The sequence below is a fragment of the Scandinavium sp. genome (assembly GCF_051650185.1).
Classification (GTDB): domain Bacteria; phylum Pseudomonadota; class Gammaproteobacteria; order Enterobacterales; family Enterobacteriaceae; genus Scandinavium.
In genome coordinates this window covers 38407-45111 of the sequence record NZ_JBOFIN010000056.1, presented here as the reverse complement: position 1 = coordinate 45111, position 6705 = coordinate 38407, and the positions used below count along the sequence as shown (strand labels likewise).

Annotated in this window: 9 protein-coding genes and 1 tRNA gene; 2 read left to right on the top strand and 8 right to left on the bottom strand. The window is 50.4% G+C overall.

Annotation, left to right across the window (positions count from 1 at the left end):
• The coding region (locus ACRCWW_RS06750) for a hypothetical protein (RefSeq protein WP_259293634.1) at window positions 1-81 on the top strand (81 nt) is incomplete at its 5' end.
• Between the two features lie 40 nt (window positions 82-121).
• Here ACRCWW_RS06750 and ACRCWW_RS06745 read toward each other — a convergent pair.
• The 7 genes from ACRCWW_RS06745 to proB all read right to left on the bottom strand — a co-directional run bounded on the left by ACRCWW_RS06745 (window position 122) and on the right by proB (window position 4873).
• Window positions 122-604, bottom strand: coding sequence for an Hcp family type VI secretion system effector (locus tag ACRCWW_RS06745; RefSeq protein ID WP_438681715.1), 483 nt, complete (start codon window positions 602-604; stop codon window positions 122-124).
• An 18-nt stretch (window positions 605-622) separates the two neighbouring features.
• Complete coding sequence (locus ACRCWW_RS06740; protein WP_369938695.1) at window positions 623-961, bottom strand: DUF1493 family protein; 339 nt, start codon at window positions 959-961, stop codon at window positions 623-625.
• Window positions 955-1413 (bottom strand): STM2901 family protein, encoded by a 459-nt coding sequence (locus ACRCWW_RS06735; RefSeq protein WP_438681714.1) that lies wholly within the window; start codon window positions 1411-1413, stop codon window positions 955-957. Before ACRCWW_RS06735 ends, ACRCWW_RS06740 begins: the two co-directional genes overlap by 7 nt.
• 121 nt (window positions 1414-1534) lie before the next feature.
• Complete coding sequence (locus ACRCWW_RS06730) at window positions 1535-1693, bottom strand: hypothetical protein (RefSeq protein WP_438681713.1); 159 nt, start codon at window positions 1691-1693, stop codon at window positions 1535-1537.
• A 644-nt stretch (window positions 1694-2337) separates the two neighbouring features.
• Window positions 2338-2413, bottom strand: a tRNA-Thr gene (locus tag ACRCWW_RS06725).
• 92 nt (window positions 2414-2505) lie between these two features.
• Complete coding sequence (proA, locus tag ACRCWW_RS06720; RefSeq protein ID WP_438681712.1) at window positions 2506-3759, bottom strand: glutamate-5-semialdehyde dehydrogenase; 1254 nt, start codon at window positions 3757-3759, stop codon at window positions 2506-2508.
• Between the two features lie 10 nt (window positions 3760-3769).
• Complete coding sequence (proB, locus tag ACRCWW_RS06715; RefSeq protein WP_330985849.1) at window positions 3770-4873, bottom strand: glutamate 5-kinase; 1104 nt, start codon at window positions 4871-4873, stop codon at window positions 3770-3772.
• 275 nt (window positions 4874-5148) lie between these two features.
• Here proB and ACRCWW_RS06710 point away from each other — a divergent pair, with 275 nt between their 5' ends.
• Window positions 5149-6246, top strand: coding sequence for a porin (locus tag ACRCWW_RS06710; protein ID WP_438681711.1), 1098 nt, complete (start codon window positions 5149-5151; stop codon window positions 6244-6246).
• A gap of 54 nt (window positions 6247-6300) precedes the next feature.
• On the opposite strand, the gene crl is transcribed toward ACRCWW_RS06710, so the two are convergent.
• Complete coding sequence (gene crl, locus ACRCWW_RS06705; RefSeq protein WP_330985847.1) at window positions 6301-6699, bottom strand: sigma factor-binding protein Crl; 399 nt, start codon at window positions 6697-6699, stop codon at window positions 6301-6303.
• Between the last annotated feature and the right edge of the window lie 6 nt (window positions 6700-6705).

Here is a 6705-nt window from a genome sequence, read left to right as displayed (position 1 = left end):
GTTGCGGAGGCAATGGCCATGGTGCGAGCGCTGAACAAAATGACGAAAGCAGGTATGCCAGAAAGCGTGCGTATTGCCTGAAAACACAACCTGCTTCGGGGAGACTTACCCGAAATCTGATTTATTCAACAAAGCCGTTCCACGCATCAGAGTGAAGAATGTTCCCGTCTTTATAAAGATGGGTGATTTTCTCATAGCTCAAGGAAACATCTTCCATGTGTCCTGTGCCTGTTACGTTGCGGGTATCGTGCATAATAGGGTTATGGCTAACCACTTTCACATTTTCTAAAGTGATGGTGTAGTAAATTTCTTCTTGTCCACTGTAGTTAATCCGGTAGAACTGAAATTCAGCGCTTTTAAGTGTCTGGCCTGTTGCAACGGCTTTAAACAGGTAAGGTGATGAACTGTCAATTTCTTTGGTGAAATTGAATGAGCAGTGTTGACGGCTACCAGTAACTTTACCAGTGAGCGGATCTGTGGGGATAACTACGCCATGCTGCAAACTGCGTAATTCTATGCTTCCATCACGTCCGTGAACATCGCAAGATCCCATAATCTGGGAACCGCCATCGTCTTTTAAAATCAGGTGAACAGGTACAGCCATTTATTAAGCTCCTTGCAATTAGTCGTATAACCATTTCCCGGCTTTAGCCGATTTAATAAACATGTCAATTGTGAAATCAGGAACATCTATAGGATCAGGTTTCTTGAATGGATTCCATGAATGTTTTACTTCGGGGTAATAGGTTTCAAGATGGAAATTAGACATGTCTACACCAAATTCTTTTGCAAAATCTTCAACTAACTCTTCAACATCATCCTGATCAAGCTGTACATCAAAATAAATGTTCGATTCTGCTGTATACGTGTCGTATTTCTTTTTCCTGAACATGTAAGCGCCAGCACGAACAGAAAACATGTGTAGCACTCGCTGTGCAATGTCGTCTTCACCAATTACCATAACTTATCGTTGCCTCTCGCTATGGTGTTGTATTCGCGGATCGAATTGTAGGTTATCTGTAAAACATCAGCCGAAAGAATAACCTCACCAACTAACGGAATAGTACGGCCAACCCATGTACCGACCTTCCTCACCATCCTGCGTTTTACAGTCCACGGAGTATAACCACCGATCCATGTCGGCATTTTCAACCCGAAAGGGAACATTCTATTTCCGAAAACTTTCCTCACACCTTTTGAAAGTCTGGAAGTTCCTTTCAGCGCCGTTTCTGGTTTAGCCCGAGTATCCTGATCGTTCATACCTGCATACAGTGCATAGATTGCGGCAATGTCTTTAATGCCGAACTGATCAGCCGTGTTGAAGATAAACACCATGAAAAAGAGTTCAGAGGCGGTAAGATTCGATTTTCCCGCATAGAAGTACGTTCCGTTTAGCTCTTCTACTGTATCCATCAGTAACCCTATAATCTCTAATGATTTGCTCGCTTATCGTACACCTACGCAACCGGATAGGGGAAAAAATCTTCCGGGAAAAGTCTGATTCTCTGAAACAAAATGAGGGTGATAAACCAGATCAGAACATCGTATTAGCAGCCCTGGCTAATTTGATCTCTGCTTCTTCTTCCTGCTTTCTCGCAAGCCAGGCTTTACCTTCTGGAGTTGCCAGAAATTTACGGGCGTGGATCTTACGGTTATTGCGCTTTGTCGCGGCGCTTTTGGTAGCGTTTGCCATGTTCTCACCTCGATTTGTTAATTTTTCTATACGGATCAGGACACTGGAGGCTATCCAAAATTGAGGAACAATGACAAATACAAAACCTTTGGGTAATACTCACCTTTACGTGCCGTGATGGGCACATAAGAAAACGGGGAGCATAGCGACTTCGTTAGAAGATCTGCGGCTGTCAGATTGTCTCTCTATCTTCCTGTTATCAGGTGATCGTTGTGTTCCGGTGATCGCTACCGTGGCAGAGCCGGATTCTTTCCCGATCCGGTTAGTCTTCCCATCATTTCGCCTGTTTATCCATTCAGCCATAAACCATACAAAGCCAAAGGGCTTACGAATGAGGTATTTCTGAACTTTCGGCTTTCTGGTGCTTCACAGCACGGATCGCCCACAGCCCCCGCACGAAGGGGAGAAGATAGAGTTTCGTTATCATGTTGTGTGGGCCTGGCTGCCCCATATCACGATTCAGTTTTACAAAGCAAGTGATGCTGGTCATGCAAGATTCACATGCTTCTACAGGTTGGACGCTTCGCACACCTGCCCATGCAATGTATACTGATAACCGCCCATACATTACACAGGCGTTTAAACGTGTTAAGACAGGATCAAAAGTGACGGGGAAAATCACGTAAGCCTTTGATTTTGTTGAATGGTGCCGATAAGAGGAGTCGAACCTACGACCTTCGCATTACGAATGCGCTGCTCTACCAACTGAGCTATATCGGCTTTTTGAGGACGGGAAAAAGCTTAAAACTCTGCGGGTGATGCGTCAATGGCCTTATGAATCAATCGGCTATTTTTGCATCACCCGTTTTCAGTTACGCACGAATCGTATCATCGCCGAAGCCGATCCACTTGTAGGTGGTCAGCGCTTCGAGGCCCATTGGGCCACGGGCGTGCAGTTTTTGGGTGCTGACGGCCACTTCAGCGCCGAGCCCAAATTGCCCACCGTCGGTGAAACGGGTTGAAGCGTTGACGTATACCGCTGAGGAATCCACTTCGTTGATAAAACGATTGGCGTTGCGCAGCGTGCGGGTCAGGATCGCATCGGAGTGCTGGGTACCATGCTCTCGAATGTGAGCGATAGCGTCATCGAGATCGTCCACCAGCTTCACGCTCAAATCCAGCGACAGATATTCGTCGTCGTACTCTTCCGCTTTCACCGCCACCACTTTCGCCGGGCCATTTTGCAGCAAGGCCAACGCATTCACATCGGCGTGCAGCGTCACGCCGCTTTCTGCCATTTGCTTGCTTAGCGCTGGCAGGAAAGTGTCAGCAATCGCTTTGTTCACCAGCAGCGTTTCGACCGTATTACAGGTGCTCGGGCGCTGGGTTTTCGCATTGACGATGATCTTCAGCGCTGGGTCAAACTCGGCGGAATCATCAACATAGATATGACACACGCCAATCCCGCCGGTGATCACCGGGATGGTGGACTGCTCGCGACACAGCTTGTGCAGCCCAGCGCCACCGCGTGGGATCAGCATGTCGATGTATTTGTCCATCCGCAGCATTTCACTCACCAGCGCGCGATCCGGGCTTTCAATGGCCTGTACTGCTCCGGTTGGCAATCCGCATTCTTCCAGTGCCTGCTGAATCACTTTCACCGTGGCGGCATTGGTGCGCCAGGTTTCTTTCCCGCCGCGCAGGATAGCCGCATTGCCGGTCTTCAGGCATAGAGAGGCGACATCAACGGTGACATTCGGGCGGGCTTCATAGATAACGCCGACCACGCCGAGCGGCACGCGACGACGCTCGATGCGCAGGCCGCTGTCCAGCATGCCGCCATCCATCACCTGCCCTACCGGATCGGCGAGATTGCAAACCTGACGAACATCGTCGGCAATGCTTTTCAGGCGTGCAGGCGTGAGCGCCAGACGATCCAACAGCGCTTCGCTCAGGCCGTTGCTGCGAGCTTCTGCAAGATCCTGCTCATTTGCGGAGAGGATATCGGCGGTCTGTGCTTCCAGATAATCAGCAATCCTTTCCAGAACCTGATTTTTTTCGCGAGCGGAAAGCTGCGCCAGTTTATACGAGGCCGCTTTGGCAGCTATGCCCATTTGTTCCAGCATTGAAAGCTCCTTAACGGGTGATCATATCGTCGCGATGGACAGCAACCGGGCCATATTCATAGCCTAGAATGGCATCGATTTGCTGTGAGTGGTGTCCGGCAATGCGGCGTAATGCGTCACTGTTATAACGAGAAACGCCATGCGCGATGTCGCGACCTTCAAGGTTACGGATACGAATTACTTCACCACGGGAGAAGTTACCTGTCACGCTTTTAATTCCTTTAGGAAGCAATGAACTCCCCCTTTCCAGAATTGCCGACACAGCCCCTTCATCGACGGTGATCTCACCGGCTGGCGGTGCGCCGAAGATCCAGCGCTTGCGGGTTTCCAGCGGTGAAGTCTGAGCATGGAAGCGCGTGCCAACGGCAATGCCTTCCATTACATCGCCAATCACACCAGGGCGGCTGCCAGCAGCAATAATGGTGTCGATGCCTGCGCGGCAAGCCACGTCCGCAGCCTGAAGTTTGGTGCCCATGCCACCCGTGCCAAGCCCTGAAACGCTGTCTCCGGCGATGGCGCGCAGCGCATCATCAATGCCGTGAACATCCTGAATCAGCTCAGCCTGCGGGTTATTGCGCGGGTCTGCCGTGAACAGGCCTTGCTGATCGGTCAGCAGCAGCAATTTATCCGCTCCGGCAAGGATTGCCGCCAGCGCAGACAGGTTATCGTTATCGCCCACTTTAATTTCAGCTGTCGCGACTGCGTCGTTTTCGTTAATAACGGGAACGATATGGTTATCCAGCAGCGCCCGCAGGGTATCTCGCGCATTCAGGAAGCGCTCTCTGTCTTCCATATCGGCGCGCGTCAGCAGCATTTGCCCGACGTGAATGCCATAGATAGAAAAGAGCTGTTCCCAGAGCTGAATAAGACGGCTCTGGCCTACCGCGGCCAGCAGCTGCTTAGAGGCGATGGTGGCAGGAAGTTCCGGGTAGCCGAGGTGCTCACGTCCGGCAGCTATCGCCCCGGAGGTCACAATCACTATGCGATGCCCTGCGGCATGCAGCTGGGCGCACTGACGCACCAACTCGACAATATGGGCGCGATTAAGGCGGCGCGAACCCCCGGTTAAAACACTGGTTCCCAGTTTGATAACCAGCGTCTGACTGTCACTCATGTTTCTCTGCCATTCAGTAATGAGGAAAAGGACGTTTTAGCAGGACTCAGGGCGCTTGCCAACTCCCACAACGGGTTGCGGCTGACTTTGTTGCGCGGGATCAGGAAGCGTAGCGGCAGAGAATGACTTTTTTATGACAGAAATAGCTAATCACAGTTTTTTAAAATTATTCTTACTTTGTCATAAAACTTTCATTTCTGAAGGTTACAACCCTTCCTGTTTTTTACATCGGGCGAGTTCCCAAATTACAGCGCGTTTATAAATCAGGGTTGAAAATGAAAAAGAGCACACTGGCATTAATGGTACTGGGCGTAATGTCTTCCACCGTCGCACAGGCCGCCGAAATTTATAATAAAGATGGCAACAAACTGGATCTGTACGGTCGCGTGAAAGCTGAACACTATATGAGCGACAACGATGCAGTGGATGGCGATCAGTCCTATATTCGTCTGGGCTTTAAAGGTCAGACGCAAATTAATGACCAACTGACTGGTTTTGGTCAGTGGGAATACCAGGTTGCGGCAAACAAAATTGAAGGTGACCCGGCAACCGCGAAAACCCGTCTGGCATTCGCAGGCCTGAAAGCCGGGGATTTTGGTTCTTTTGACTACGGTCGTAACTACGGCATTCTGTACAACGTCGCGGCTTACACCGATATGATCCCAGAGTTCGGTGATGACTCCTTCGTCAAGACCGACAACTTCATGACCGGCCGTGCTAACGGTCTGGCCACCTATCGCAACAACAACTTCTTTGGCCTGGTCGACGGTCTGAAGCTGGCGCTGCAATACCAGGGCAAGAACGAAAACGACGGTCGCGCCGCCACTAAAGCCAACGGCGACGGCTTCGGTACTTCCCTGAGCTATGATTTCGGTGACTCTGGCTTCACCCTGGGCGCGGCTTATGCGAACTCCAACCGTACACTGACCCAGCAGGACAGCAGCTTCGGCAAAGGGACTGACGCAGAAGCCTGGACCACCGGTTTCAAATACGATGCTAACAACGTCTACGTTGCCGCCATTTATGCAGAAACCCGCAACATGACTCCAATTTCCGGCACGGCTTCTATTGGCGGCGTGGATACGAAAGTCAGTGGCTTCGCGAATAAAAACCAGGCCTTCGAAGTGGTTGCACAATATCAGTTCGACTTTGGTCTGCGTCCGTCCATCGGTTATATCCAGTCGAAAGGCAAGGATATTGAAGGCGTAGGCGATGCAGACCTGGTGAAATACATCGACATGGCTGCAACCTACTATTTCAACAAAAACATGTCCGCCTTTGTTGATTATAAAATCAACCAGCTGAGCGACGACAATAAACTCGCCCTGAATAACGACGACGTGGTTGCGCTGGGTCTGGTTTATCAGTTCTGATTCATTAATCAGAAGCCGAAAAAAAACCCTCGATTGCGAGGGTTTTTTATTTATTCATGCTGAGAGCCGTATCGGTTGATCAACGTCATCTGCGGGCTCTAACGCCAGGTCGAACGTTTTCAGCAGTTCACGAGCGCGTTCATGGAAACCACGCAGAGTCTGTTCGAGGCGATCGGCCACTTCAGTATCCTTGATGACCGTCGGCTGCCAGACGCCGTCTTTGTCGAATAAGCCAAACTGATAGCTGTAGGTGAAACGCTTTTCCTGCGCTTCCATTTCCAGCCACCATCCCCAAAACTCACGCTTTTCCGGTGCCGGTTTGACATTGACGCACACTGCCAGGCAATCGAAAAAGAAGCGATTGTCTTCACACTGCTCTTCCCGGATGTACGGGCCAAGGGCAGTGAATTTCTTGATCAGTTTACTCTTCGGGTGTCCACTCGGTAACGTCATTGCGAT